General features: G+C 69.8%; 24 protein-coding genes. 11 read left to right on the top strand and 13 right to left on the bottom strand.

Annotated features, from left to right (window positions below):
* Positions 1–77 precede the first annotated feature (77 nt).
* Together AAFN86_RS10515 and AAFN86_RS10510 are read right to left on the bottom strand one after the other, a co-directional pair.
* Positions 78–419: a Lin0512 family protein gene (locus AAFN86_RS10515; protein ID WP_347543264.1), complete on the bottom strand. Its 342-nt coding sequence runs from the start codon at positions 417–419 to the stop codon at positions 78–80.
* A gap of 1 nt (position 420) precedes the next feature.
* Positions 421–771, bottom strand: coding sequence for a Lin0512 family protein (locus AAFN86_RS10510; protein ID WP_347543263.1), 351 nt, complete (start codon positions 769–771; stop codon positions 421–423).
* Positions 772–962: 191 nt separating this feature from the next.
* Between AAFN86_RS10510 and AAFN86_RS10505 the strand changes: the two genes are divergently transcribed.
* Positions 963–1,940 carry an esterase-like activity of phytase family protein gene (locus AAFN86_RS10505; RefSeq protein ID WP_347543262.1) on the top strand — a complete coding sequence of 326 codons (978 nt, stop codon included), beginning with the start codon at positions 963–965 and terminating at the stop codon, positions 1,938–1,940.
* A 296-nt stretch (positions 1,941–2,236) separates the two neighbouring features.
* Here AAFN86_RS10505 and AAFN86_RS10500 read toward each other — a convergent pair whose 3' ends face one another.
* The 5 genes from AAFN86_RS10500 to AAFN86_RS10480 all read right to left on the bottom strand — a co-directional run bounded on the left by AAFN86_RS10500 (position 2,237) and on the right by AAFN86_RS10480 (position 8,034).
* Positions 2,237–3,244, bottom strand: coding sequence for a bifunctional GNAT family N-acetyltransferase/(deoxy)nucleoside triphosphate pyrophosphohydrolase (locus tag AAFN86_RS10500; protein ID WP_347543261.1), 1,008 nt, complete (start codon positions 3,242–3,244; stop codon positions 2,237–2,239).
* Between the two features lie 34 nt (positions 3,245–3,278).
* Positions 3,279–4,199 carry a class I SAM-dependent methyltransferase gene (locus AAFN86_RS10495; RefSeq protein ID WP_347543260.1) on the bottom strand — a complete coding sequence of 307 codons (921 nt, stop codon included), beginning with the start codon at positions 4,197–4,199 and terminating at the stop codon, positions 3,279–3,281.
* Positions 4,196–5,368 (bottom strand): glycosyltransferase, encoded by a 1,173-nt coding sequence (locus tag AAFN86_RS10490; protein WP_347543259.1) that lies wholly within the window; start codon positions 5,366–5,368, stop codon positions 4,196–4,198. Before AAFN86_RS10490 ends, AAFN86_RS10495 begins: the two co-directional genes overlap by 4 nt.
* A gap of 433 nt (positions 5,369–5,801) precedes the next feature.
* Positions 5,802–7,031 carry a bifunctional glutamate N-acetyltransferase/amino-acid acetyltransferase ArgJ gene (gene argJ, locus AAFN86_RS10485; protein ID WP_347543258.1) on the bottom strand — a complete coding sequence of 410 codons (1,230 nt, stop codon included), beginning with the start codon at positions 7,029–7,031 and terminating at the stop codon, positions 5,802–5,804.
* A 43-nt stretch (positions 7,032–7,074) separates the two neighbouring features.
* Entirely contained in the window at positions 7,075–8,034 is a 960-nt protein-coding gene (locus AAFN86_RS10480) for a peptidylprolyl isomerase (RefSeq protein WP_347543257.1), read from the bottom strand.
* Between the two features lie 371 nt (positions 8,035–8,405).
* Here AAFN86_RS10480 and secA point away from each other — a divergent pair, with 371 nt between their 5' ends.
* Together secA and AAFN86_RS10470 are read left to right on the top strand one after the other, a co-directional pair.
* Positions 8,406–11,150 (top strand): preprotein translocase subunit SecA, encoded by a 2,745-nt coding sequence (gene secA / locus AAFN86_RS10475; protein ID WP_347543256.1) that lies wholly within the window; start codon positions 8,406–8,408, stop codon positions 11,148–11,150.
* 2 nt (positions 11,151–11,152) lie between these two features.
* Positions 11,153–11,629, top strand: a complete 477-nt coding sequence (locus AAFN86_RS10470; RefSeq protein ID WP_347543254.1) for a hypothetical protein — start codon at positions 11,153–11,155, stop codon at positions 11,627–11,629.
* A gap of 644 nt (positions 11,630–12,273) precedes the next feature.
* Here AAFN86_RS10470 and AAFN86_RS10465 read toward each other — a convergent pair.
* Positions 12,274–12,807: an OmpA family protein gene (locus AAFN86_RS10465; protein ID WP_347543253.1), complete on the bottom strand. Its 534-nt coding sequence runs from the start codon at positions 12,805–12,807 to the stop codon at positions 12,274–12,276.
* Between AAFN86_RS10465 and AAFN86_RS10460 the strand changes: the two genes are divergently transcribed.
* Complete coding sequence (locus tag AAFN86_RS10460) at positions 12,806–12,961, top strand: hypothetical protein (protein ID WP_347543252.1); 156 nt, start codon at positions 12,806–12,808, stop codon at positions 12,959–12,961. The genes AAFN86_RS10465 and AAFN86_RS10460 overlap by 2 nt on opposite strands.
* 186 nt (positions 12,962–13,147) lie before the next feature.
* Here the strand turns inward: AAFN86_RS10460 and AAFN86_RS10455 are convergent, their stop codons facing one another.
* Positions 13,148–13,651, bottom strand: a complete 504-nt coding sequence (locus AAFN86_RS10455) for a YbjN domain-containing protein (protein ID WP_347543251.1) — start codon at positions 13,649–13,651, stop codon at positions 13,148–13,150.
* Positions 13,652–13,784: 133 nt separating this feature from the next.
* On the bottom strand, positions 13,785–14,075 hold the full coding sequence (locus AAFN86_RS10450; protein ID WP_347543250.1) for an accessory factor UbiK family protein: 291 nt from the start codon (positions 14,073–14,075) through the stop codon (positions 13,785–13,787).
* Positions 14,076–14,177: 102 nt separating this feature from the next.
* On the opposite strand from AAFN86_RS10450, the gene rfaD reads away from it, so the two are divergent.
* The 5 genes from rfaD (at position 14,178) to AAFN86_RS10425 (ending at position 19,348) form a co-directional block, all read left to right on the top strand.
* The gene (rfaD, locus tag AAFN86_RS10445) at positions 14,178–15,161 is read left to right on the top strand and encodes an ADP-glyceromanno-heptose 6-epimerase (RefSeq protein ID WP_347543249.1); all 984 of its coding nucleotides are present in this window, start codon (positions 14,178–14,180) and stop codon (positions 15,159–15,161) included.
* Positions 15,161–15,961: a prolipoprotein diacylglyceryl transferase gene (gene lgt / locus AAFN86_RS10440; RefSeq protein WP_347543248.1), complete on the top strand. Its 801-nt coding sequence runs from the start codon at positions 15,161–15,163 to the stop codon at positions 15,959–15,961. Before rfaD ends, lgt begins: the two co-directional genes overlap by 1 nt.
* A 171-nt stretch (positions 15,962–16,132) precedes the next feature.
* The gene (locus AAFN86_RS10435; protein WP_347543247.1) at positions 16,133–17,131 is read left to right on the top strand and encodes an SAM-dependent methyltransferase; all 999 of its coding nucleotides are present in this window, start codon (positions 16,133–16,135) and stop codon (positions 17,129–17,131) included.
* Complete coding sequence (gene pgeF / locus AAFN86_RS10430; protein ID WP_347543246.1) at positions 17,131–17,904, top strand: peptidoglycan editing factor PgeF; 774 nt, start codon at positions 17,131–17,133, stop codon at positions 17,902–17,904. Before AAFN86_RS10435 ends, pgeF begins: the two co-directional genes overlap by 1 nt.
* A 451-nt stretch (positions 17,905–18,355) precedes the next feature.
* A complete protein-coding gene (locus AAFN86_RS10425; protein WP_347543245.1) occupies positions 18,356–19,348 on the top strand; it encodes a hypothetical protein in 993 nt (330 codons plus the stop codon).
* Positions 19,349–19,620: 272 nt separating this feature from the next.
* Here AAFN86_RS10425 and AAFN86_RS10420 read toward each other — a convergent pair whose 3' ends face one another.
* Together AAFN86_RS10420 and AAFN86_RS10415 are read right to left on the bottom strand one after the other, a co-directional pair.
* Positions 19,621–20,523, bottom strand: coding sequence for a tyrosine recombinase (locus AAFN86_RS10420; protein WP_347543244.1), 903 nt, complete (start codon positions 20,521–20,523; stop codon positions 19,621–19,623).
* Positions 20,520–20,669 (bottom strand): hypothetical protein, encoded by a 150-nt coding sequence (locus AAFN86_RS10415; protein WP_347543243.1) that lies wholly within the window; start codon positions 20,667–20,669, stop codon positions 20,520–20,522. The genes AAFN86_RS10420 and AAFN86_RS10415 overlap by 4 nt, the downstream gene beginning before the upstream one ends.
* 141 nt (positions 20,670–20,810) lie before the next feature.
* Between AAFN86_RS10415 and aroB the strand changes: the two genes are divergently transcribed.
* A complete protein-coding gene (gene aroB / locus AAFN86_RS10410; RefSeq protein WP_347543242.1) occupies positions 20,811–22,508 on the top strand; it encodes a 3-dehydroquinate synthase in 1,698 nt (565 codons plus the stop codon).
* 141 nt (positions 22,509–22,649) lie between these two features.
* Positions 22,650–23,216: a DUF2889 domain-containing protein gene (locus AAFN86_RS10405; protein ID WP_347543241.1), complete on the top strand. Its 567-nt coding sequence runs from the start codon at positions 22,650–22,652 to the stop codon at positions 23,214–23,216.
* 304 nt (positions 23,217–23,520) lie between these two features.
* On the opposite strand, the gene AAFN86_RS10400 is transcribed toward AAFN86_RS10405, so the two are convergent.
* Positions 23,521–24,468 (bottom strand): hypothetical protein, encoded by a 948-nt coding sequence (locus tag AAFN86_RS10400; protein ID WP_347543240.1) that lies wholly within the window; start codon positions 24,466–24,468, stop codon positions 23,521–23,523.
* Positions 24,469–24,575 lie beyond the last annotated feature (107 nt).

Genomic DNA, 24,575 nt, shown 5'->3' with positions numbered 1-24,575 from the left:
CCACGCCAGGTCACGGCGGTCCAGGATGCCCTTGCATCCTGGTGGGGTGGCTTGGAGGGGCAAAGCCCCTCCAACCTTCACGGCAAATCGAACCTTACCGCAATCGCCGCCGCCGCGATTACCGCCCGGTCGTGGCTGCCCTCCTCCGGCACATCCAACCCGCCTTTCACCGCGCGGGCGGTAACGACGCCATAGGGCAGCGACTTCCGCACAGCCTCGACATCCACGCGGTCGGGCTGCTGCACACCGATCGTGACCTCCACCTGCATCGTCTTGATGTCGAGGCCGAGGGTGCGGATGAAGGCCAGCGAGGAATGGTGCAGCGCGTCCTGCACCGCGCGCAGCGCCGCCTTGGTGTAGTCGCCACCGTGCAGGTCGTTGCCGGTGCCCATCTCCAGGATGATGCGCTTGAGGGCCATGCTACGGCGCTCCCGGGATATCGAGGCGCACGATCGCGCAGCAATTGGCGATGACGGTGGTGGCGGTGCCTGCGTCGTTGGGGATTTCGAGCCCGCCCTCGACGACCGTCACTGTACCCGTGCCGTGGGGCAGGATGGCGAGGAGTTCCGCGGGGTCCACCTGATCTGGCTTCGGCACGCCGACCAGTATTTCGACCTGCATGGCGTCCACCGGCTGGTTCACCGCGTCGCCGATGGACAGGGAATTGTGCCACAGCGCGTCGCGCAGTGCGCGTACCGCGGCCTTGGTGTAGTCGGTGCCGCGGATATCGGTGCCCATGCCGATTTCCAGCGCCATGCGCCTGAGCGCCATGATCGTTTCCTTCCAAAGCCGCTTGGCCCGCCCCGCATGGGTGGTGCCGCGCGAAGGCTACTGGATTGCGGTGTGCTGTCCACGCGCGGTGGCGCCGGCCGGGGATGCAGCGCCGATCGGCGGGAGGTGCTAAAGCCGCCTCGCGCTGCGCTTCGACCATGCCGGGATCACCGACCATTTCCGCATCATCCATGAACCGGCGACAGGCGCCTTGCCAGGAAAAGGCGGTCCCCCGCCGCATTGCCTTGTGCGCCGCGCTGGCCACCACCGGCTGCCTCTACAGCACCCCGACGCCGCCGCCGGGCGGTGCGGCCGTGGCGATCCCGCCGCTGCCACTCAACGGCCCGTTGCGTAGCCTGGGTGGGCTCGATATCGACAATGCCAGCCTTGGCGCCGGTGGATTGTCGGGGCTGCATATCGCCGACGATCTCCTCACCACCTTCATCGATGACCGGACACGGTGGGCGCAGGCGCGGCTGGTGCTGCGGGATGGGTTGGCGGCGGGGCTGGTGCCGATCGCGTCAGGCCCATTGAATGATGGCAGTGGGCAGCCGCTGCCGGTCGGTTTCGCCGGCGATGCGGAGGCGCTGACAAGACTCCCGGACAGCACCTGGCTGATCGCCTATGAGCGCTGGCACCGCATCCGCGCCTATCGGCGCCTGGATGGCGCCGGCGCGTATTTCGAAGCGCCGCCGGGCCTTGATGACGCACCGCGCAATGGCGGGTTGGAATCGCTCGCGCTGCTGGCGGATGGGCGGCTGATGGCCATCACCGAGGAATTGCGACCGGCAGGCAGCCCTTCGCTGCGCCAGGGGTGGGTCGGCGGGCCGGGGGGATGGGCGCCACTGACCTACCGCCCCGCGGAGGGCTTCGTACCGGTCGATGCCGCCGGGCTGCCGGATGGCGGGGCGCTGGTGCTGGAGAGGCGGTTTCGCTGGTGGGAAGGCTTCTCGGGCCGGCTGGTGCGCATCCCCGCCGGCGCGATCACGCCGGGCGCGGTGCTGGATGGGCGGGAGATCCTGCGCATCGACGGCAATCCCGTCCCGGCCGAGAACTTCGAGGGTGTGGCTGCGCTGCGGCATGACGGGCGGACGCTGGTGGCGATCGTGGCCGATGACAACCACATGCCGAACCAGCGCAGCCTGATGCTGTTGTTTGAGCTTTTGTAGATCCCTCATACCAGCGGCCGAATTCTTCGACCGTTGGTATCGGCTTCGGCGTGCCCTCAGACGCCGGACTGCCGGCGGGCCGCCTTCGCGCCCTGCACTGTCGCGCTGGGGGCCTCGGTTGGTGTGGGCGCGGTCGCGATGTGCACTCCTGGATCGTGGCATGGCCACGATCCTGTCGGCGACGCCGCCGTCAGGCTCCGGCGCCAGGTAACCGCGGTCCAGGGGCCCGCAGGCCCCTGGCGGGGAGAGCCCGAGAGGGGCGGCGCCCCTCTCGGTCCATCACATGGCGCGGGCCATCACAGAAAATCCCGCAGCAACGCCACCAGCGGCACATCCGCCGGCGGCATCGCGTAGTCACCCAACCGCTGCGGCCGCACCCAGGCCAGCGCCTGTCCTTCCATCGCCGTCACCTGTCCTTCCCAGCGCCGGCACAGAAACAGCGGCATCAGCAGGTGGAAGGATTCGTATCCGTGGGAAGCGAAGGCGAAGGGGGCGAGGCAGGCCTCGGTCACGTCGATGCCGAGTTCTTCCTTCAGCTCGCGGATCAGCGCGGCTTCGGGGGTCTCGCCGGCATGCACCTTGCCGCCGGGGAATTCCCACAGCCCGGCCAGCGGCTTGCCCTCGGGCCGGCGGGCCAGCAGCACGCGGTTGTCGGGGTCGATCAGCCCGACCGCCGCGACCAGCAGGATGCGCTTGCCGGTGCCTTCGGGCAGTGCGGGCGCTTGCGCGGAGGCGGCCGGGGCCGCGGCCACCACCATGTCGGCCCGCCCGGCCTCGAACAGCCGCACCGGCATCGCCTTGCCGCGGGACAGGAAGTCCTGCGCGCCGGTTCCAGTCTCGCGGAAGCCGATGCGCTTCAGCACGGACGCCGAGCGCGCGTTGTCGATCAGCGCGCTGGCGACGATGCGGTCGAGGTCGAGATTGGCCAGCGCCCAGCGCGCGAGCCGGCCGGCGACCTCGGGCGCGATCCCCTGCCCCCAGTGGCGGCGGCCGATCCAGTAGCCGAGTTCGGCCAAACGGTCTTCCCGGTCCAGCGTCAGCCCGACGCAGCCGACCAGGACGTCGTCGCCACGCCGCGCGATGGCGAGGTGGTAGGCCTCGCCCTCGGCGATGCGCTCGGCGGTGGAAGCGATCCATTCATCGGCGAGGTCGCGCGAATAGGGGAAGGGCACGCGGGCGAGGGTCTTCGCGACCTCCCAGTCATTGACCAGGCGGTGCAGTTCGGCGGCATCCGTGCTGCGCAGCGGGCGCAGCAGGAAGCGCTCGGTTTCGAGCGGGGCGAAGGTCAGGGCGGAGTCGGGCATCCGGCCGCCAGGAACGGCGCCGGCGCGGCCTTCGTCAAGGCTTGCGGGCGATGAGCAATACGAACATCGGCGCGGCGTTGCGCGGAAGCGGCAGCAGCGCCGAGGCCGCGCGGCCGAGCAGGTAGGACAGGCCGAGCGCGGCATACCAGGACCGCCTCGGCGCGAACCACGGGCCTTCGGGGCGGGTCTTCAGCGGTGACAGCCGGCCCATCCAGTGGATCAGCGGCTGGGCGGCCACTGGTGCGAGCGGGCGGACCTCCACCACCACCAGGCCGAGGCGGTCGGCCAGCGCCGTCATCGCGGTGTCCCGCCACCAAGACAGGTGATGCGGCGGTGCGTTGAAGACGAAATCGGGGATCGCGGTCATGGCGGAGGGCCAGGTCGGCGCGCCGAGCATCAGCATCCCGCCCGGCTTCAGGCAGCGCACCATGTCGCGCGCGAGGGTGAGCGGCTCAGCGACGTGCTCGATGACCTGGAAGGCGCAGGCGACGGCGTAGGTGGCTTCATGCGTCGCGGCGTGGTCGGCGAGGCTTTGGGCGCGCACGCCAGCCGCCGCCGCATAGGCACCGGGGTTGGGGTCCAGCCCAACATAGCGTGCTTCGGGGATGAAGCTGGCGAAGGCACCGGCCCCGGCGCCGACCTCCAGCACCGCGTCGCCGGGGCGGATGCGGGCGGCGGCATGGGGGTATTCGGCGCGGTCGCCGCCCGCCGCGCGCACGCGTCCCCCGGCATCAAGCCGCCGGTAGAGCGATTCATAGAAGGCCGCGTCGCCTTCTACGGCCGGGGCGAAGAACACCAGGCCGCAGGGGGCGCGGTAGATGCCGATGCGACCCTGCGGCGGCGGGGCGGGATCAACCTTGAAGGCGCGGCGCCACAGGCCACGCAGCAGGGCGGAGGAGACCTCCTGCACCAGTTCGGCCGGCTCCCCGGTGATGGGGCAGATGCCGGGCGTCACGCCGCCGCGCCGGGCGTGTGGCGGCGCAGCACGCGCACCTGGTCCGGCCCCAGCACCTCATATTCGATGTGGCGCCAGCGGATCACCCGCGTCCGCGCGCTGGTCCAGAACAGGATCGCGACGGCCGGGGCGGTGACCGGGGCCAGCGCGCCGAGGGCGAGTTGCAGCGCCCGCGCGACCTTGCCTTCGCGGATGCCGACGGCGCGCGTCACGCGGTCATGCAGTGCGGCGCGCAGCAGCCCAACCGCCGAGACGGCAGCGAGGAACGCCAGTGCCAGCGCATCGCCCGCCATGCCCACCAAGGCGAGCGGCAGGGCCAGCGCCTCCGCATGCAGCGCGACGCCGAGCCACACCCAGAGCGACGGCACATAGACATGCACGATCTGCAATTGCCGGGTCTTGAAGGCGACGGCCTCGCGGTCCCCGCCCTCGGGCGGCGTCGGCAGCAGCACGGCGCGGCGGGTCAGCACCCGCAGGCCGAGCGAACGCGCGCGCCGACTGATGGCGCCGTCGGTCGAGAAGGTGCTGGCCAGCGCGCCAGGAAGGTCCATCCGGGCCAGCGCGTCGCGGGAGATCGCCACCGACCCGCCCCAGACCAGCCCCGAGGCCAGGAAGCGCGGCCCGAGAGCCAGCGCGCGGTCCAGCCAGGCCACGAGGTGCCGCCCCGGCCCGGCGCCATCCAGCGCGTGCCAGCGATAGCCGGTAACGACATCCGCCGCGCCGTTCATCGCGGGCGTTGCCAGCCAGGACAGCCAGTGGTCCTGCGGCAGGATATCCGCATCCAGCAGGACCAGCGCGTCATCCTCCGCATCCACGCGCGCCAGCGCGGCGATCATGTTGGTTGCCTTCTGGCTGCGGGTGTCGTCCAGGCCGGCGACGACGATCTCGATGGGGAAGGGCAGCAGGGGTTCGAGTTCGCGCACCTGGGCAAGGGCCGGGTCGGATTCGGCTTCGATGGCGACCAGCATGCGGCGCGGGCGCAGCGTCTGGCGGGCAAGGGCGGCGAACAGAGGAGGCAGGCCATCGGTGCGGCCGGTCACGGCAAGCAGCAGGGTGACCCGGCCAGGGACCTCGATGGCAGGGGGGCGAAAGAAGCGGAGGAACCAGACGACGCCGGCGAGCCAGGCAAGGGTGGCGAGGAGGGCGATGAGGCCGAGCGCGAGCGTCATGGAAGCTGCGACGATGGGAGGGGCGTTGTCCGGTTTGGCCATGTCGGAACCGGAGAGAGGCCTTGCCCGGTGAGCGCCGGGCGCGATGAGTATCCACAGTGTGACCGGAGAAGGCTTTGCCCCCTCCGGACCTCCCCCACCAAAGGCTTAAGGCCTTTGGAAACCATCACCCGGTGCTCGGCATGAAAGAGTGTGCGCGACGATCGGAGTTGCGTTGTGCATGGTGGCCAGTGAGCGGCACGGGCGCCTTGCCAGGGGGCGTCCGATGCGTCCGCAAGCCCCTGTCGGCCATCGTCGCAAGGCCCCCCGGGATCGGGGGTGGCCGCCTGGCACGACCCAAACCGCGCCAAATCGAGGGTTCCAAGGGCCTTAAGCCCTTGGTGGGTGGGGTCCGGGGAGGGCAAAGCCCTCCCTGGGGACGTCCCGCCCCCCACTAGCTCCGGTACGACCCGTTGATGTCGATATACCCATGCGTCAGGTCGCAGGTCCAAACCGTGGCCTTGCCCTTGCCGAGCCCGATATCGACGGTGATCTCCACCTCGCGCCCCTTCATGTGGGCGACGACCGGCGTCTCGTCATAGCCATCGACCACGCCGCCATCCTTCGCCATCCACACCCCGCCCACGGCGATGGACAGCGTGTCGCGATCGGCCGGTTCGCCGGACTTGCCGACCGCCATGACGATGCGGCCCCAATTGGCGTCCTCGCCGGCGATGGCGGTCTTCACCAGCGGGGAATTGGCGATGCACATGCCGATCTTGTGGGCCGACCGAGCCGTCGTCGCCCCGGTTACATCGATTCGGATCAGCTTCTGCGCGCCCTCACCGTCCCGCGCGACCATCAGCGCCAGGTCCATCAGCACGGCGTTCAGCGCGCGGGCGAAATCCTTCAACACCGGCCCGCCTTCCGCCGGCACGCGCGGATGCTTCGCCGCACCGGTGGCGAACAGCAGCACGGTGTCCGAGGTCGAGGTGTCGGAATCGACGGTCACGCAGTTGAAGGACTTGTCGCAACCCTTCTTCAGCAGCGCCTGCAGGGCGGCCGCCGGGATTTTCGCGTCTGTGGCGAGGAAGGACAGCATCGTCGCCATGTCGGGCGCGATCATCCCCGAGCCCTTGGCGATGCCGGCGATGGTCACCGTCGTCTCGCCGATCGTCGCGGTATGGACCGACGCCTTGGGGAAGGTGTCGGTGGTCATGATCGCCTTGGCGGCGTCGGAGAAGCCGGCCTCGGTGACGGCGGCGAACACCTTGGGCAGGGCGCCGACCAGCTTTTCGGTTGGCAGGCGTTCCCCGATCACGCCGGTCGAGGCGAGGAACACTTCCTTTGGCTTGCAGCCGAGGATCTTCGCGGTCGCCTCGGCGGTCTTCACGCAGGTCTCGCGCCCGGCCTTGCCGGTGAAGACGTTGGAATTGCCCGAGGTGACCACCAGCCCGCGCGCCTTGCCCGATTTCAGCGCGGCGCGGGACCATTCCACGGGGGCGCCGGGACAGCGGTTCTTGGTGAACACGCCGGCGACGGTGGTGCCGGCGGGAAAGGCCATGGCCATCACGTCTTCCCGCGCGCGGTAGCGGATTTCCGCGGCGCCTGTCGCGACCTGCACGCCGGGGATCGGCGGCAGGTCGGGCATCGGCAAAGCGAGGGGCGAGACGGGATGGGCCATGGAGCGCGTCCTTGCGGTCTTGGTGCTTGCTTGAACGATCAGGTCAGCGACGGATCGGGCCACCGGGGCGCGCCGCGGGGGCGGCCGGGGCCGGCGGCTCCGCCGCATCGGTCGGGCGCGGCGTCGAGCCGTCGAGGTTGAAGCGTTCCACCCGCGCGGCGTCGCGCGCGCGGGTGACGGCGGCCTGAACCTCGGCTTCCAGCAGCTGCTGGCGGATCTGGGTGGCGGCGTCGTCGAAGCTGGGCGGCGCGGCGCGGCGGCGTTCCTCGACCTTGATGATGTGCCAGCCGAAGGGGGACCGGACGGGTTCGCTCACCTGGCCGGGTTGCAGGGCGAAGGCGGCCTCGGCGAATTCCGGCACCATGTCGCCCCGGCGGAAAAAGCCGAGGTCGCCGCCTTCGCGCGAGCCCGGGCCGGTCGACATGCGCTGGGCGACGGCGGTGAAATCGGCGCCACCGCGAATCTCGGCGAGCGCGGTCCGCGCCTCGGATTCGGTCGGCACCAGGATGTGGCGGGCGTGCACCTCCTCCTCGGCCGGGCGGTTCGCCACCTGCTGGTCGTAGCGGGCGCGGATGGCGGCGTCGGTGACGCGGGATGCGATCTCGGCGGTCAGCCAGGCCTGCTGGAGTTCCTGCTCCTCGGCGCGGCGGATGCGCGCGCGCACCGCTTCATCCCGGTCGAGGCCGGCGCGGCGGGCGGCGGCGGTCACCGCCCGGCCGGCGATCACCTGGTCGAGCAGCAGCGGGTAGAGCACCTGGGGCGGGGCGGCGCGAAGCTCGTCGGGCAGTTCGCGCGCGGCGGCGGACAGGTCGGCCAGCGTGATCGGCTCGCCATCCACCCGGGCGACGACCGTGTCCCCCGGCGGGGTGGCGGGGGTCGGGGCGGCGGCCGGCGGCGCGGCCGGGGCCGGCTGCTGGGCGCTGAGCGGCTGGGCGGCGCCGAGCGCGATCGCCAGGGCAAGGCCCGCACGGAGGGGGTGGGCGGGGCGGCGGCGCGGCGTCATGGAACCTCGGAGGGCGGGAAGGGCTGGAAGATGGCCGAAGCCCATGGGTGCGACAAGGTGAGGGCGCGCAGAAGTCCGCGGGGCGCAAGGATGAGGGCGTGTTGCATGCCCGGCACCAAGTATCGGTTTCCAAAGGCCTTAAGCCTTTGGTGGGGTGGCCCGGAGGGGCAAAGCCCCTCCGGTCTTCGCACCCTCCGTATGGTCAGCCCCTGCCCGGTGCCGAGGAAAACACGCCCTGTTCGTTGACCCGCCCTGCCCGCCCGCCTATCTCTCCCGCGGCTGCGTCGCCACGGTTCCGGGCGGCGTGAGGCGCGTTGCCTGTCGGCGCGCGCGACCGGGCATGCCCCGCCCGACGGAGACTGACGCCCCTCATGTTCGCCCGCCTCGCCGCCGCCATCTTCGGCACCTCCAACGACCGCTCGCTGAAGCGCTACCAGTCGCGCGTGCCGGCCATCAATGCGCTTGAACCCGCGATGGAGGCCCTGTCGGACGAGGCGCTGGCCAACCAGACCGTGCTGTTCCGCGAACGCCTGGCGAAGGGCGAGACGCTGGACGACATCCTGCCCGAGGCCTTCGCCACGGTGCGCGAGGCCGCACGGCGTGTGTTGGGCATGCGCCATTTCGACGTGCAGATGATCGGCGGTATGGTCCTGCATGAGGGCAAGATCGCCGAGATGAAGACCGGCGAGGGCAAGACCTTGGTCGCCACCCTGCCGGTCTACCTGAACGCGCTGCCCGCCAAAGGCGTGCATGTGGTGACGGTGAACGACTACCTCGCAAGCCGCGACGCGGAATGGATGGGCAAGCTGTATGGCTTCCTGGGCCTGACCACGGGCGTGATCGTCCATGGGCTGACCGATGACGAGCGCCGGCGGGCCTATGGCTGCGACATCACCTACGGTACCAACAACGAATACGGCTTCGACTATCTGCGCGACAACATGAAGTACCGGCTGGAGGACATGGTCCAGCGCGACTTCGCCTATGCGATCGTCGACGAGGTCGACTCGATCCTGGTCGATGAGGCGCGCACGCCGCTGATCATCTCCGGCCCCACCGACGACACTTCCGAGATGTATCGCCATGTCGACGAGGTGGTGAAGGAACTCGTCAAGGACACCGAGACCTTCGACAAGGACGAGAAGCAGCGCACCGTCACGCTGACCGAGATGGGCGGCGAGCGTATCGAGCAGATGCTCAAGGATGCCGCTCTGCTGACCGAAGGCGACCTGTACGACATCCACAACGTCTCCCTGGTGCACCACGTCAACCAGTCGGTGCGCGCGCATACGCTGTTCAAGCGCGATGTCGAATACGTCGTGCGGCAGGACAAGATCGTCATCATCGACGAGTTCACCGGCCGCATGATGGAAGGCCGGCGCTATTCGGACGGTCTGCACCAGGCGCTGGAAGCCAAGGAACACGTCACCGTCCAGCCCGAGAACCAGACGCTGGCCTCGATCACCTTTCAGAACTACTTCCGGCTGTATCCGAAGCTGGCGGGCATGACCGGCACCGCGGCGACCGAGGCGGATGAATTCGCCGAGATCTACAAGCTCGATGTCGTCGAAATCCCGACCAACGTGCCGGTGGCGCGCGAGGACAGCGACGACGAGGTCTATCGCACCGCGATGGAGAAGTACGAGGCGGTCGCCGCGCTGATCGCCGAGGCGCGCGAGCGCGGCCAGCCCTGCCTGGTCGGCACCACCAGCATCGAGAAGTCGGAGCTGATCTCCGAACTGCTGAAGAAGAAGAACGTCCCGCACCAGGTGCTGAACGCGCGGTATCACGAACAGGAAGCGGGCATCGTAGCCCAGGCCGGGCGGCCGGGTGCGGTGACCATCGCGACCAACATGGCCGGCCGCGGCACCGACATCCAGCTGGGCGGCAACTACGAGATGCTCGCCCGCCACGAGGCCGGCACGAATGAGGGCGAGGTCTACGAAGCCGCCGTCATCAAGCACAAGGCCGAGGTCGAGGCGGTGCGCCCGGCGGTGAAGACCGCCGGCGGCCTGTTCGTCATCGGCACTGAGCGCCACGAATCGCGGCGCATCGACAACCAGCTGCGTGGCCGATCCGGCCGCCAGGGCGACCCGGGTGCGTCGCGCTTCTTCCTGTCCCTCGAAGACGATCTGATGCGTATCTTCGGGTCGGACCGCATGGGCGGCATGCTGACCAAGCTCGGCCTCAAGGAAGGCGAGGCGATCGTCCATCCCTGGATCAACAAGGCGCTGGAGAAGGCGCAGAAGAAGGTCGAGGCGCGCAACTTCGACATGCGCAAGAACCTTCTGAAGTACGACGACGTTATGAACGACCAGCGCAAGGAAGTGTATTCCCAGCGCCGCGCCTTCATGACGGCCGACGAGGTGTACGAGTCGATCCAGGAGATGCGTCACGAGACCATCGCCGACCTCGTCGCCCGCTGCATCCCCGAGAACGCCTATCCCGAGCAATGGGACCTGGAGACGCTGCAGCGCCAGGTGCAGGACGTGCTGAACCTCGATGTCCCGGTCGCCGACTGGGCGAAGGAGGAAGGCATCGACGACGACGCGGTGCGCGAGCGGCTGGAGGAAGCGGCCGACCGCTCCTATGCCTCCCGCGCGGCCAATGTCGGGCCGGAGGTGATGCGCCAGGTCGAGAAGTCGCTGCTGCTGCAGGTCTTCGACCAGGTGTGGAAGGAACACCTGCTGGCGCTGGATCACCTGCGCCAGGGCATCGGGCTGCGCGCCTATGGCCAGCGCGACCCGCTGAACGAATACAAGTCGGAAGCCTTCGCGCTGTTCAACGGCATGCTGTCCGATCTGCGCGAGCGCGTGACGTCGCTGCTGCTGCGCATCGAGCTGCGCCCGGATGCGCCGCCGCCCTCGCCGGAAGGGATCGGCTTCCTCGACATGCGCCACCCGGACCCGGCGATGGCAGCCGCCGAGCTGGAAATGGCGAATGGCGGCGGCACGACCTACGAACCCGTGCCGATGGCGATCGGCACCGCTGCCCCGCGCCCGATCGCCGAGGGCGTGGACCCGAACGACCCCTCCACCTGGGGCCGCACGCCGCGCAACGCGCCCTGCCCCTGCGGGTCGGGCAAGAAGTACAAGGCCTGCCACGGGAAGGGCTGAGCATGCGCGCGGGCCTGGTTGCCGGGCTGGCCGCGGTTTTGGCCATCGCGGCCGGGCCTGCCGACGCCCATTGGGAAAACACCCGCTGGGGCATGTCCGAGGCGCAGGTCATCACCGCCATGCGCGGATCGTCGGTGCGCGCCCTGCCGCCGGATGAACGTCGGCCCGTCCCGGCAGCGCGCATCGACTACCGGGTGGGCGGCGAATTCCGCTCCGGCACGCTGCGGCTCCGCGTCGCCTTCGCCTTCGATGGCCGCACCGGCGGGTTGGTCTGCGTGTCCGCCCAGGCCGACGAATCCCAGGGCGCGGCCCTGCGCGCCCGGCTGGAACGCCAGTTCGGCCCACCCACCGAACGCGGCCGCGACCCGCCGGCGGGGCCGGGGATCGAGACGCTCGGCTGGGTGCGGCCGGACGAGATCGACCTGCAGATCGCGCCGGGACGGCCGGCGACGTTGCTGCACTGCGCGCGGGGCGTGTGACGTGGAACGAAGAGGGACCCTGCATTGAACAGGTTTGCCTCGGAGGCTTGGTCGCTAAATATCGATCGACTCGGTCCACAATCCGAAGCTTATATATACGACCGCTATGAGCGCTATTTTGAGCCAGGCTTCAGATTTCGTGGTCGGAGCAAATCGAAATATGAGAAAAGCCCCTATCGGTAACTGCGGAACAAAAATGAACGTGCTGAAAAGCAAAATTATCGCAACACGCAACGGTTGAGCCGCCTGAATATTGAACAAAACAATAATAATATTATAAATATAACAAGCTATTGATGTAATTACAAATATGTTAGCCGCCGCATTTAGGAAATCAACTGCGCACATTCGTGGCCTTTTAATCAGAAAATACGCGATAGATACTATTGACAAGGCCACAATCCAGGTGGCAGGACTGCCAAAAAAATCAACTATGTTACTTCCACTGCTCAATAATCATCGCCTCAATAACGACATCTGCGGAAGATATCGGCATTGCGGTGTCCAGTCACCCTTGTCGTGATCCGCTCCATCCGGTCGGACCCTACTGAAACAGATAGGCGAAGGCCTATGAGGGCGGCCCGACTCATGCCAGGGGGGATTGTGTCGCCCCCCTGGCCAGCGCTTCGCAACGAAGTGAGCCCTCAGTTCCCCGGCCCGGCCAGCGTCACCTCGATCCGCCGGTTCTGCGCGCGCCCTTCCGGCGTGCTGTTCGAAGCGACCGGGTTCGCTTCCCCGCGCCCGTCCGCCGAGATGATGTTGCGCGGCACGCCGCCGCGGATCAGCACGTCGGCGACCGTATCCGCACGGCGCGACGACAGGTCCAGGTTGGAGCCGATCCCCGACCGCGCCATCTCCCGCGAGACCGGGGTATTGTCGGTATAGCCTTCGACGATCACGCGGGTCTGCTGCAGGCTGCGCAGCGTCGGCACCATCTTCAGCAGTTCCTCGCGGGCGCGTTCGTTGATCTGGTAGCCGCCGGAGGGGAACAGGATGCGGTCGGTCATGGTGACCTTGAGCCGCCCTTCGAGCATGGTGATCGTCGCCTGGTCGGCGGTGTAGCGCGACTGCAACTCGCGATAGGCGCGCTGCAGTTCCTCATATTCGCCGCGCGGCACGCAGGCTGCGATGGGGGCGGCGAGGAGAACGGGAAGCATCTTGAGGAAATCGCGGCGCATGGCTGGCGTCCTGTGGTTCGGGGTGCGAGCCGGCTTGGCCTTGGATATCGCATCCCGACGCCCACCGGCCCAGCCGGTCTACGACAGCAACGAAAACCTGTCGCGTGGCAAAACTATCCCGAATTGGCAGCAAACCGGCGGCCTGCCGCGGTGACGGGGGTCCGCAGCATCGTCCGTACCGGCCCGGGACCGCGCGTCGAGCGTGATGGCCGCAGGTGCGAATGCACCGGAGATCTGAATCACGCGACCAAACAATAGGTTGGAGCGTGATCGGTGAACGAACGTGAACCAATCAGGCTCTCGTGTCGCGATCCCGGCGCCGAACGTATCGCACGAAGCTTCAGGCTTCCCCGACGCAGTCCAGCATGGATGCCGCCAGTGCCTCGGCCGGCGCCTTGCCGCCCCACAGCACGAACTGGAAGGCGGGGAAGAAGCGCTCGCATTCGGTGATGGCGATATCCACCATGTCCTCGAGGCTTTCGGCGGACGCGCCCTGCGCGCCGCGCAGCAGCACGGAATGGCGGAACACCGGCACCCCGTCCTCGGCCTCGATACCGAAATGGCCGATCCACAGCCGGTCATTGGCCAGGGCTAGCAGCTCATAGAGCTTGTCGCGCGCCTCAGTCGGCACCTTCATGTCGAAGGCGCAGGTGAAGGACATGGCGCTGATCTCATGCGACCAGGAGAAATGCAGGCCGTAGTCGCACCATTTCCCGGGGGCCTCGGCGGCCATTTCCCCGTCCGAACGGCGCTCGAAGGCCCATTCGTTGGAGGCGATGATCTGTTCGAGGATGTCCAACGGGTTGGTCGCGCGATCGCGATCAATCTGGAGAGAGGCGGACATGCGGCACCTCCTTGCCTTGGAGCAGGCCCGGGGCCCACAAGATGTGGGGGGCGAATCGGGCGTGCAACAACTAATGGCAGACTACGCAGACGCGAAATCACGCCGCAAGCCTGCTGAGATTGCAAAACGTTCTTCAGCTTTCGGGTGAGGATCCGCCGCCAGCCTCAAGGGTGGCAAGGCGGGCCTCCAGCGCCGTGACCCGCGCCTCCAGGGCTTCCGCCTGTTCGCGGGCGCGGCGGGCGACCTCCATGGCCGCGTCCAGCTCGTCCCGCTTCACCAGGTCGAGCCGGCGGACCATGGCCTCGGCCTGGGATTTCGCCATCTGCTCGGCCTCGGTCCGGATGCCGGCGAGGACCGAAAAGGCGCCCCCGGCCATGCCGGCCAGGTCGTCCATGAATTTCGTGCGACCGTCATCGCCAGCCATCGGGTGGTCTCCTGTCATGCCCGCTTGCTTGCCGGGCCGTCCCGCCGGGGCCTATATCGCCCGCGCCCCTGCCTCATAGGGCCGCGTCGGGACCAGCGGAACATGCATATTGTCACCGGCGGGGCCGGATTCATCGGCTCCAACCTGGTCGCCGCCCTCTGCGCCCGTGGCGAGGAAGTGGTGGTGGTCGATCGCCTGCGCCAGGGCGTGAAGTGGCGCAACCTCGCCAAGCACCCGATCGCGGGCATCGTCGCACCAGACGACCTGCCGGATTTCCTGGCCAAGGCGCCGCCGGTCAAGGCGCTGTTCCACATGGGCGCGATCAGCGCGACGACCGAGACGGATGGCGATCTGGTCGCGGCGACCAACATCGCCCTGCCGCAGATGCTGTGGGATTGGTGCGCCGAGGCCGGCGTGCCGTTCATCTACGCCTCCTCGGCCGCGACCTATGGCGACGGCTCCCAGGGCTTCGAGGATGATCTGCGCGCCGAGGCGCTGGCGAAGCTGCGGCCGCTGAACCTGTATGGCTGGTCGAAGCTGGCCTTCGACCGCCGGGTGGCGCAGATGCTTGCCCGCGGCCACAAGCGCCCGCCGCACTGGGCCGGGCTGCGCTTCTTCAACGTCTATGGGCCGAACGAGCACCACAAGGGCCGCATGGCCTCCGTCGTGCTGCACAAATACAAGCAGATCATGGCCGGCGACCCGGCGACGCTGTTCGCCTCCGACCGCGACGGCATCGCCGATGGCGACCAGAAGCGCGACTTCGTGCATGTGAATGACTGCGTGGCCGCGATGCTATGGCTGGCGCGCAACCCGCAGACCTCGGGGCTGTACAATATCGGTTCGGGCCAGGCACGGTCCTTCCTCGACCTAACCCGGGCGATCTACGCCGCACTCGGCCGCAACGCCGATATCCGCTTCATCCCGATGCCCGACGACCTGCGCGGCAAGTACCAGTATTTCACCGAGGCGCGAATGGACCGCCTGCGCGGCGCCGGCTTCGACCATCCGCCCACGTCCGTCGAGGATGGCGTCCGCTCCTATGTGCAGGACGTGCTGGCCGACGCCGAGGACCCCTTCGCCTGATGTTCTTCGCCATTCCCTTCCCAATGATCGACCCGGTGCTGGTCGAGATCGGCCCGATCGCCATCCGCTGGTACGCGCTCGCCTATATCGCCGGCATCGTGCTCGGCTGGCGGCTGGCGCGATCGCTGGTGCAGCGCACGCCGCAGGTCGCAACACCCGAGCAGGTGGACGATTACGTCACCTGGACCACGCTCGGCATCATCCTCGGCGGGCGGCTCGGCTACGTGCTGTTCTACCGGCCCGGCTACTACATCACCGAACCGCTGGAGGCGCTGGCCGTCTGGCATGGCGGCATGTCCTTCCACGGCGGCGCGCTTGGCCTGATCATCGCCACCTTCCTGTATTGCCGCCGCAACGCGATCGACTGGGTGGCCTTCGGCGACCGCATCGTCTGCGTCGTTCCGATCGGGCTTTTCTTCGGCAGGCTCGCCAACTTCATCAACGGTGAGCTGTGGGGCCGCGTCGCACCGGATGTCCCCTGGGCCATGGTCTTCCCGACCGGCGGGCCGGAACCGCGCCACCCATCGCAATTGTACCAGGCGGGTCTCGAAGGCATCGCCCTGTTCACCCTGCTGATGATTCTCGTCCGCAGCGAGGCGATGCGCCGGCGGCGCGGCTTCCTCTCCGGCGTCTTCCTCGCCGGCTACGGCGTGGCGCGCATCATCGGCGAGTTCTTCCGCCAGCCCGACGCGCATCTGGGCTTCCTGTTCGCGGGGGCCACCATGGGGCAATTGCTGTCGCTGCCGATGATCCTGGTGGGCGGGTGGCTGATGCTGCGGGCACGGGCGGCGAATGCGTGAAGGGCGGCAAAGTCGGAAGGGGGCTTTGCCCCTCTCCGGACCTCACCCCACCAAAGGGCAGTGGCCCTTTGGAAGCCATCACCTGGCGCCCGGCACCAAGGGCCCGCGGTCCAGGGGCCCGTTGGCCCCTGGTGGGGTGGTCTGGAGGGGCAAAGCCCCTCCATCCCCCGCATGACCGAACGCCTCGACCACTTCATGGCCCGCGCGGTCGCCGCCTACTACGCCGCGCGCGACCCCTTCGGCGCAGCCGGGGACTTCACAACCGCGCCTGAGATCACCCAGGCCTTCGGCGAATGCCTCGGCCTGTGGGCCGCCGTGGCGTGGGACGCGATGGCCCGCCCCGATCCGGTGCTGCTGGTCGAACTCGGCCCCGGACGCGGCACGCTGATGGCCGATGCGCTGCGCGCGGTGGCCGAGATGGTGCCCGCCTTCCGCGCCGCCCTGCGCGTGCACCTGGTCGAGACCTCGCCCCGCCTGCGCGAAGCCCAGGCCGCCCGCCTCGCCCCCGCCGAGGCAGCCTGGCATGACGGCATAGCCGCGCTGCCGCCCGGCCCCGCCATCGTGATCGGCAACGAGTTCCTCGACGCCCTGCCGATCCGCCAGTTCATCCGCCGGAGCGATGCGTGGATGGAACGCTTCGTCCACGCTGGCGCCTTTGTCGAACACCCCGCCGTCGATGCGCCTCTCCTGCCGGACGCGGCCGAGGACGGCGCCATCCAGGAAGTGAACGAACCTGCCCGCGCGCTCGCCGCAACGCTGGCCGCGCGGCTCGGCGCACAGGGCGGTGCGGCGCTGTTCCTCGACTACGGCCCCGCCGAACCGGGCTTTGGCGACAGCCTGCAGGCCATGGCCGCGCATGGTGTGGCCGATCCGCTCGGGGCCGCCGGCGGCGCGGACCTCACCGCCCATGTCGATTTCGCAGCACTTGCCGCCGCCGCCCGCGCGGCCGGCGCCGCTGTCCAGGGGCCGGTGCCGCAGGGGGTATTCCTGGCGCGGCTCGGCCTGCATGCGCGTTCGGCGATGCTGGCCAGGCTGGACCCGCGCGGCGCGGGGCGCCATCTATCGGCAGCGCAGCGCCTGACGGCGCCCGAGCATATGGGCCGGCTGTTCAAGGCGATCTGCCTCTGCCATCCCGCCTTGCCGACCCTGCCCGGTTTCGAGGATCCCTGATGGCCGAATTCGTCACCGCCGAGACCCTCGCCGCCCATGCCGGCCTCGCCCACGGCTTCTTCACCCGCCGCGGCGGTGTCTCCGCCGGCCCCTTTGCGGCGCTGAACTGCTCGGTCTCCAGCAAGGACGACCCCGATGCGGTGCGCGAGAATCGCCGCCGTGCCGCCGATGCGCTGGGTGTCCCGGGCGGCGCGCTGGCCGGGCTGACCCAGGTGCATGGCATCGATGTCGCCGTGCTCGACGCCCCCTGGCCCGACACCGACCGCCCCCGCGCCGATGCCCTGGTGACGCGCCGTCCCGGCATCGCGCTGGGTGTCGTCACCGCCGACTGCGCGCCGGTGCTGTTCGCCGATGCCGAATCGGGCGTGATCGGTGCCGCCCATGCCGGCTGGCGCAGCGCGGTGGGCGGCGTGCTGGAAGCGACCATCGAGGCGATGCTCACCCTCGGCGCCCGGCGCAGCCGCATCGTGGCCGCCGTCGGTCCGTGCATCCGCCAGCCATCCTACGAAGTCGCCGCCGACCTGCGCGACGCGGTGCTGGCCCGCGATGCCGCCGATGCGCGCTTCTTCGCCGATGGCGCCCGGCCGGATCGCTGGCAATTCGACCTCGCCGGCTACTGCGCCGCACGACTCGTCGCCGCCGGCGCGGCCGCCGAGGTCACCCCGCACGACACGCTGGCACTGGAAGACGTCTTCTTCAGCCATCGTCGCCGCACCCTGGCGGGCGGCGGGCCGATCGGGCATCAACTCTCCGCCATCGCCATCGGCGGATGAGGACCATCCCGTCCACTCGCCCGGGAACGCCGCAACAGCGCCATGCCCTACCTCTACATGCTCGGCCTGCTGACCCTGCTGACCATGCTCGCGACCTGCGTGGCGATGGTCTAGAGCAGGATCCGCTCGCCCTCGCTCACGCCTCCTGCTCCATGCCTTCGTTTGATCCCGTGATTCACGCCTCCGGTGATTCCACCTGCGGTGATCACGCTCTAAAGCCGGTTCCGTTCGCCTTGGCGCACGGCAATGCCTCCCACCCCTGTCGTTCGGGCATCTTCACCCGATCAGGTGCTTCGACCCGATCGGGATCTGCCCTGGTGCGATTCCCGTTCGCGCCGGCGCAGGGCATCCAACCCAATCCCTCGATCGAGCGCGCATCTTCACCCGATCCGGTGGAACCACCTGATCGGGACCTGGCCTGGCACGCGACGAAATGGAGCAAACGCGGCCCATGATCCCGTCCTTCCGCACCCTGCGCGGCGCAGCGCTCGCGCTGATCCTCGCCCTGCCCGCCTGCGGCGACCTGCCGCAGCCCTACCGCGGCAATCCCGGCGGCCAGGCCGGCGCGCTGGCCGCTCCCCCGGCCTATCGCCTTGCCGTGCCGGCGCCATCCGAAGCCCTGCTGTCCGGCGCCCAGGCAGTGGGCTTCGCCGAGACCCTGTCCGCTGCCCTGCTGACCGCCGAGGTGCCGGCCTCGGCGACCGAACCGCTGCCGCTCGACTGGCGCCTGACCATCGAGGCGAGCCTGCAGGGCAATGCCGTCATCCCGCGCTACGTGCTGACCGACCCTGATGGCCGCCAGCAGGGGGCAACCCTCGGCACGCGCATCCCTGCCCGCGACTGGTCGGAGGCCAACCCCGAGGTCATGCAGCGCGTCGCCCGTGAGGCCGCCCCGCGCATCGCCGACCTGCTGCTGCGCGCCGAGGCCGCGCGCAAGGGCAACGACCCCGCCGCGCTGCTCGCCCACGGCCCGCCGCGCATCTACGTCCCGATGGTCCGCGGCGCCCCCGGCGACGGCAACCAGGCCCTGACGTCCCGCCTGCGCGACGCGCTGACCACCCAGGGCCTGCTGGTGCAGGAAACCGCGCAAGGCGCACGCTTCGCGGTGACCGGGCAGGTCGCGGTGGTCAACCAGCCGGGCCTGCGCTCGCAACGGGTCGAACTGCTCTGGACCATCTCTCGCCAGGATGGCGAGGACCTGGGCCGCGTGCTGCAACTGAACGAGGTGCCGGTCGGCGTGCTGGACCGCTTCTGGGGCGACGTGGCCTTCGCCGCAGCGAACGAGGCAGCCGGCGGCGTGCGCACGGTGGTGCAGAATGCCGGCGGCTTCCCGGCCCAGCCCGGCGCGGCGGCGCCCGGCGCGGCCCCGCAGGCCGGGCAAGGGCTGACCCTGCCGCGCGACGGCAACGCATTGCCCCCGCCGCAGGTCAGTGCGGCGAATTGACGCTGGGGGGGCGACCAGAGAGGGGCTTTGCCCCTCTCCGGACCTCACCCCACCAAAGGCTTAAGGCCTTTGGAAACCTCGACCTGGCGCCGGGCGCGATGGGCGGATTCGCAGGGTTCGGGCGCGTATTGCGCCAAGCCCGGCGTGATTCCCGGTGATGGCCCCATCGGGTGCGCCTTCCCCGCCAAGGGCACCAGGTCCCCGCGGTCCAGGGGCCCGCTGGCCCCTGGCGGGGAGGTCTGGAGGGGCGGCGCCCCTCCAGCAATCCCCCCTCACCGCGCCAATGGATGATGCGCCTCCACCAACGCCTTCAGCCGCCCTTCCAGCACCTTGGTGTAGATCTGCGTCGTCGCGATGTCGGCATGCCCCAGCAGCAATTGCAGGCTGCGCAGATCCGCCCCGCGCCCGAGCAGATGCGACGCGAAGGAATGCCGCAGCACATGCGGGCTGACCCGGTCCGGGTCGATCCCCGCGGCCAGCGCCACCTCCTTCAGCAGCAGCCCCAGCGACTGCCGCGTCAGATGCCCTGACGAGGCACGGGATGGAAACAGCCAGCGCGCGCCTTTCGGGCCGGCGCGCTCGGCGGCTTCCGTGCGGGCGGCCAGCGCCAAGTCGCGGGCCCGGGCCGAGACAGGCACCAGCCGTTCCTTGCCACCCTTGCCGCGCACCGCGACCAGGCCTTCCTCGGCGCGCAATGCACCGGCGGGCAGGGAGACCAACTCGCTGGCGCGCAGGCCGGAACAGTACAGCAACTCCACCGCCGCGGCGGCGGCCGCGCCCTTCCGGCCCGGCAGGCCGGCGGCGGCGGCGATCAGCGCCTCCATTTCGGCTTCGGACAGCGCCTTGGGCAGGCTGGCGGGCAGGCGCGGGCTTTCCAGCAATTCGGTCGGGTCGTCGGGGCGGATCCCTTCCCGCGCCAGGAAGCGATGGAACTGGCGAATCGCCGACAGGCGGCGGGCCTGGGTGCGGGCGGCATAGCCGGCGCCGGCCAATTGCCGCACCCAGCCGCGCAGCGCATCGGCATCGGCGGCATGCACGGCGATGCCTCGCGCCGCCGTGAAGCCCGCGAAATCATCGAGGTCCGACTGGTAGGCGGCGAGCGTGTTGCGCGCCGCGCCGCGCTCGGCCACCAGCATTTCGAGGAAGGCCTCGACATGCCGGGATGCGCCGCTCACCGACTGGACTGGAACCGTTCGTTGGGGATGGCGCGTTCCACCGGCTGGGGCGTGACGCCGGGGGGAAAGGCACCCAGCGCCAGCAGCCCGACGGCGACGGCGCCCAGGACCAGCAGCAGGATCAGCGCGAACGGGCTGCGGGACATCGGGCGCGGCGTCTCCCATGCGGGACTCGGGCAATGTGCCGGAGCAATAGATATAAGATGCTCAAGAATCTCGATTTTCCAGAGCACGAAATCCGTCGGGACGATTTCATCCGGACGGATATTGCTCTAGCCTCCGCCCCCGTGTCGCGCAACTCCGCCCTCGATATTCCCAGTGATGACCGCCTGACAGCCGCCGTCCCGGCCCCGCCGGGGCGGGCCGTGGTGCTGGTCGGCATGCCCGGCGCCGGCAAGACTGCGATCGGGCGGCGGCTGGCCGCGCGGCTCGGCCTGCCTTTCCGCGATGCCGATACCGAGATCGAATCGGCCGCCGGCATGCCGATCACCGAGATCTTCACCCGCTATGGCGAACCGCATTTCCGCGCCGGCGAGCGTCGCGTCATCACCCGCCTGCTCGCCGGCCCGGCGCTGGTGCTGGCGACCGGCGGCGGCGCCTTTGCCGACCGCGCGACGCGCGAGGCGATCAAATCCTCCGGTGCCGTGACGATCTGGCTGAAATGCGAATTGCCGACCCTGCTGCGCCGCGTGGCGGGGCGGGAACACCGGCCGATGTTCCTCAATGCCGACCCCGCCGAGGTGCTGCAGCGCCTGATGACGGCGCGCCACCCCTTCTATGCCGAGGCCGATGTGACCGTGACCTGCACCGACGAAAGCCCCGAGGTCACGACGCGCCGCGTGCAGGATGCGGTCGAAGGTGCGGTGCCGCCCCGGCGCCTGCCGGTCCAGCTGGGCGATCGCGGCTATGAGGTGGTGGTTGGCCCCGGGCTGCTGGGCCGTGCCGGCGGGCTGATCGCCCCGGTGCTGCCGGCGCGCCGCGTGGTGGTGGTCAGCGACGCCGCCGTCGCCGCGATCCACGGGCCGACCTTGCGCGCCGGGCTGGAGGCGGCGGAGATCAAGGTGCTGGCCGAGATCGCCGTGCCGCCGGGCGAAGCATCCAAGGCCTTCGACCGCTTGCAGGACGTGCTGGAACAGATGCTCGCGGCCGGGCTCGACCGCCGGACGGCGGTGGTGGCGCTGGGCGGCGGGGTGGTCGGCGACCTGGCCGGCTTCGCCGCCGCGGTCGCGATGCGCGGCGTGCCCTTCGTGCAGGTGCCCACCACATTGCTGGCGCAGGTCGATTCGTCGGTCGGCGGCAAGACGGGGGTGAACCTGCGAGCGGGGAAGAACCTCGCCGGCGCCTTCCACCAGCCGCGCATCGTGCTGGCCGATACCGACACGCTGGCGACGCTGCCGCCGCGCGAATTGCGCGCCGGCTATGCCGAGGTCGCCAAGCACGGGCTGTTGCAGGGCGCGCTGTGGGATTGGTGCGAGGCGCATGGCGCCGCGGCCGTCGCCGGCGACGCGGCGGCGCTGACCCATGCGGTGTTGGAATCGTGCCGGCTCAAGGGCGCCGTGGTGGCGGCGGATGAGCGGGAGGAAAGCCCCGAGGGCGGCCGCGCGCTGCTCAATCTCGGCCACACCTTCGGCCATGCGCTGGAGGCCGAATGCGGCTTCGACGGCAGCCTGCTGCATGGGGAAGCGGTGGCGATCGGGCTTGGCCTGGCGGCGTCGATCTCCGCACGACTGGGGCATTGCAGCCAGGAATGGCCGTCACGCGTCATCGCCCACCTGGCGGCCTGCGGGCTGCCGGCGCGGATTGGCGACCTGCCCCGCCGCTTCACGGTGGACGCGCTGATGGGTCGCATGGCCAAGGACAAGAAGAACCGCGACGGGCAGATGCGCTTCGTGCTGATGCGCAGGCCCGGCGATGTCTTCACCAGCGGCGAGGTTCCGACCGAGGCGGTGAGGGCGCTGCTGCGCGATGAGGGCGCGGTGGGGTGACGGGATGGAGGGGGTTGGACCCCTCCGGTGCATCCGCACATGGCTGCCCAGCGCGTCGCCCCGGCCCAATTTCGCCTCTGCGGGTTCCCCGCGCTTGCATTGCGACAATATGATGCGACGCAGCAAGCCCCGGAACGACCCATGCCACTTTCCACACCCGCCGACCGCGAGCCGATGCACCGCCGCCAGATCGACATGCGGGGCTATCGCCGTGCCGATGGGTTGTTCGACATCGAGGGCCATCTGCTCGACACCAAGGCCTACGGTTTCGACAATGAGGAAAAGGGCTGGCTCGAGCCCGGCACGCCGCTGCACGGCATGTGGATCCGCCTGACCATCGACGAGGACCTGCTCATCCACGAATGCGAGGCGGCGTCCGACCACACGCCCTATGCCATCTGCCCGCAGGCGGCGCCGAATTTTGCACGGCTGGCGGGGCTGAAGATCGGGCCCGGCTTCAACCGCGCGGTGCAGGAACGCGTGGGTGGCGTGCTCGGCTGCACCCATCTGCGGGAGATGCTGGCCCAGATGGCGACCGTCGCCTACCAGACCATGTACCCCGTGCGGCGGGAGAAGGAACTGGCGCGGGAAGCGGTGACCGGCGTGCGCGAGAAGCCGCGGATCATCGGCACCTGCCTCGCCTATGAACCGTCATCTCCAGTGGTGAAGATGCGCTGGCCGTGGCTTGCGCAGGATGCGGCGGAGTAGGCGCTTCCTTCAGAGCAGGATCCGTTCGCTTTCGCTCACTCCTCCCGCTCCATGCCTTTGTTTGATCGTGTGATACCAGCGGCCCATTCCGTGGACCACTGGCATGAGGCCTTCCCTGCCCTCCGACGCCGGGCGCAAACCTCTGGTTTGCTTGGCTTTCGCCGGACTACGGACGGGCCGCCTTCGCGGCCTCGGCCCGAGTCAAGAACTCGGGCCGTTGGTATGATTTACGCCTCCGGTGTGTCCACCTGCGGCGATCATGCTTCGACCCTCAAGCGCCGGGCGTGGCCGCCGCTGCCAGGCATCAGCCGGGCCGCCGCACCAGGCTGGCGTGCCAGCGCAACAGCCGCAGCCTGCCATCGCGCAACAGGCGCAGGCGCAGCAGCCAGGCCTCGGCCTCCGCGACCAGCGCGGCGGCAGCCTGCGGGGTGGGGCGGGCGGGTTCCATCCGCAGCGCCTCAAGAAGGGTGATCCAGCCCAACATCACGGCGCGTTGCTGCCGCGCGCCGGCATCCTCGACAACATGGATTCGGAAGCCGGCCTTCTCCAGCGCCTCGGGCATGGCGGCCTCGGGCGGCGGCGACTGCCGGGCCTCGGCGGCCAGCCAGCGCGCATCGGCATCGCGCCCGCTGGCGACCAGGTCGAGCAGCACCACCTCCCCGCCATCGCGCAACGCGGCGGCGGTGGCGCGCAGCAGGCGTTCGGGCGCCCCGCCGGCGCGGAAGGGTTCCAGCAGCAGCGCATGCTGGTGATAGGCCGCGCGGAAGGAAGGAGCGCCAGGCGACAGGGTGGCGGCGGTGACGCGCCTGGACAGCGCGCGCCGGCCTGGCGGAGCCGGCACGAGGTCGACCTCATGGGCCGAGACGAAGCACCCGCGAGCCCCCGCCACCACCCCACCCGCAGCACGGGCGCCGAGGCCCGCGAGCAGCACGGTATGGGCCGGCGTCAGCGGCAGCAGCGCGGCCAGGCGCAGCACTTCCTCGGCGCCGCCCGGTATCGCCATGCCGTCGCCCCACAGCCGGTCCGCCCAGGCGGCGCGGGCGATGGCCGGGTTGGGAGGGATGTCAGCGGCCGGTGGCGGCGCCAAGTCGGCCGCCAGGGGCGGCACGACAACGCTGCCGGGCCCGGGCGATGCCTGATCGGCGCCGCCAAGCAGGCGCGCGCCGGTGGCCACGACCCGGCGCAGCAGGCCGTCCTGCGCCCCCCAGGGGCGGGCCTCGGCCTGGTGCTCGCCGCGCGATGTTCTGGGCATGGCGGCATGGAGGCAGGATCGGATGAACAAAGCCTTGCCGCGATGCAGGAGGGGGCGGGCCGGCACCATCGGAAAGAACCGGAAGGGGCTTTGCTACTTCCTGACGG

The organism is Roseomonas sp. CAU 1739 (assembly GCF_039839775.1).
Classification (GTDB): Bacteria; Pseudomonadota; Alphaproteobacteria; order Acetobacterales; family Acetobacteraceae; genus Neoroseomonas.
The sequence above is the reverse complement of the archived record's forward strand: the minus strand, read 5'-3'. Positions and strand labels throughout refer to the sequence as shown.

Coding starts and splice junctions, on each gene's coding strand:
- AAFN86_RS10515 (WP_347543264.1), bottom strand. CDS start 419: ATGGCCCTCAAGCGCATCATCCTGGAGATGGGCACCGGCAACGACCTG.
- AAFN86_RS10510 (WP_347543263.1), bottom strand. CDS start 771: ATGGCGCTCAGGCGCATGGCGCTGGAAATCGGCATGGGCACCGATATC.
- AAFN86_RS10505 (WP_347543262.1), top strand. CDS start 963: ATGAACCGGCGACAGGCGCCTTGCCAGGAAAAGGCGGTCCCCCGCCGC.
- AAFN86_RS10500 (WP_347543261.1), bottom strand. CDS start 3,244: ATGCCCGACTCCGCCCTGACCTTCGCCCCGCTCGAAACCGAGCGCTTC.
- AAFN86_RS10490 (WP_347543259.1), bottom strand. CDS start 5,368: ATGACGCTCGCGCTCGGCCTCATCGCCCTCCTCGCCACCCTTGCCTGG.
- argJ (WP_347543258.1), bottom strand. CDS start 7,031: ATGGCCCATCCCGTCTCGCCCCTCGCTTTGCCGATGCCCGACCTGCCG.
- AAFN86_RS10480 (WP_347543257.1), bottom strand. CDS start 8,034: ATGACGCCGCGCCGCCGCCCCGCCCACCCCCTCCGTGCGGGCCTTGCC.
- secA (WP_347543256.1), top strand. CDS start 8,406: ATGTTCGCCCGCCTCGCCGCCGCCATCTTCGGCACCTCCAACGACCGC.
- AAFN86_RS10470 (WP_347543254.1), top strand. CDS start 11,153: ATGCGCGCGGGCCTGGTTGCCGGGCTGGCCGCGGTTTTGGCCATCGCG.
- AAFN86_RS10460 (WP_347543252.1), top strand. CDS start 12,806: ATGGCTGGCGTCCTGTGGTTCGGGGTGCGAGCCGGCTTGGCCTTGGAT.
- AAFN86_RS10465 (WP_347543253.1), bottom strand. CDS start 12,807: ATGCGCCGCGATTTCCTCAAGATGCTTCCCGTTCTCCTCGCCGCCCCC.
- AAFN86_RS10455 (WP_347543251.1), bottom strand. CDS start 13,651: ATGTCCGCCTCTCTCCAGATTGATCGCGATCGCGCGACCAACCCGTTG.
- AAFN86_RS10450 (WP_347543250.1), bottom strand. CDS start 14,075: ATGGCTGGCGATGACGGTCGCACGAAATTCATGGACGACCTGGCCGGC.
- rfaD (WP_347543249.1), top strand. CDS start 14,178: ATGCATATTGTCACCGGCGGGGCCGGATTCATCGGCTCCAACCTGGTC.
- lgt (WP_347543248.1), top strand. CDS start 15,161: ATGTTCTTCGCCATTCCCTTCCCAATGATCGACCCGGTGCTGGTCGAG.
- AAFN86_RS10435 (WP_347543247.1), top strand. CDS start 16,133: ATGACCGAACGCCTCGACCACTTCATGGCCCGCGCGGTCGCCGCCTAC.
- pgeF (WP_347543246.1), top strand. CDS start 17,131: ATGGCCGAATTCGTCACCGCCGAGACCCTCGCCGCCCATGCCGGCCTC.
- AAFN86_RS10425 (WP_347543245.1), top strand. CDS start 18,356: ATGATCCCGTCCTTCCGCACCCTGCGCGGCGCAGCGCTCGCGCTGATC.
- AAFN86_RS10415 (WP_347543243.1), bottom strand. CDS start 20,669: ATGTCCCGCAGCCCGTTCGCGCTGATCCTGCTGCTGGTCCTGGGCGCC.
- AAFN86_RS10405 (WP_347543241.1), top strand. CDS start 22,650: ATGCCACTTTCCACACCCGCCGACCGCGAGCCGATGCACCGCCGCCAG.
- AAFN86_RS10400 (WP_347543240.1), bottom strand. CDS start 24,468: ATGCCCAGAACATCGCGCGGCGAGCACCAGGCCGAGGCCCGCCCCTGG.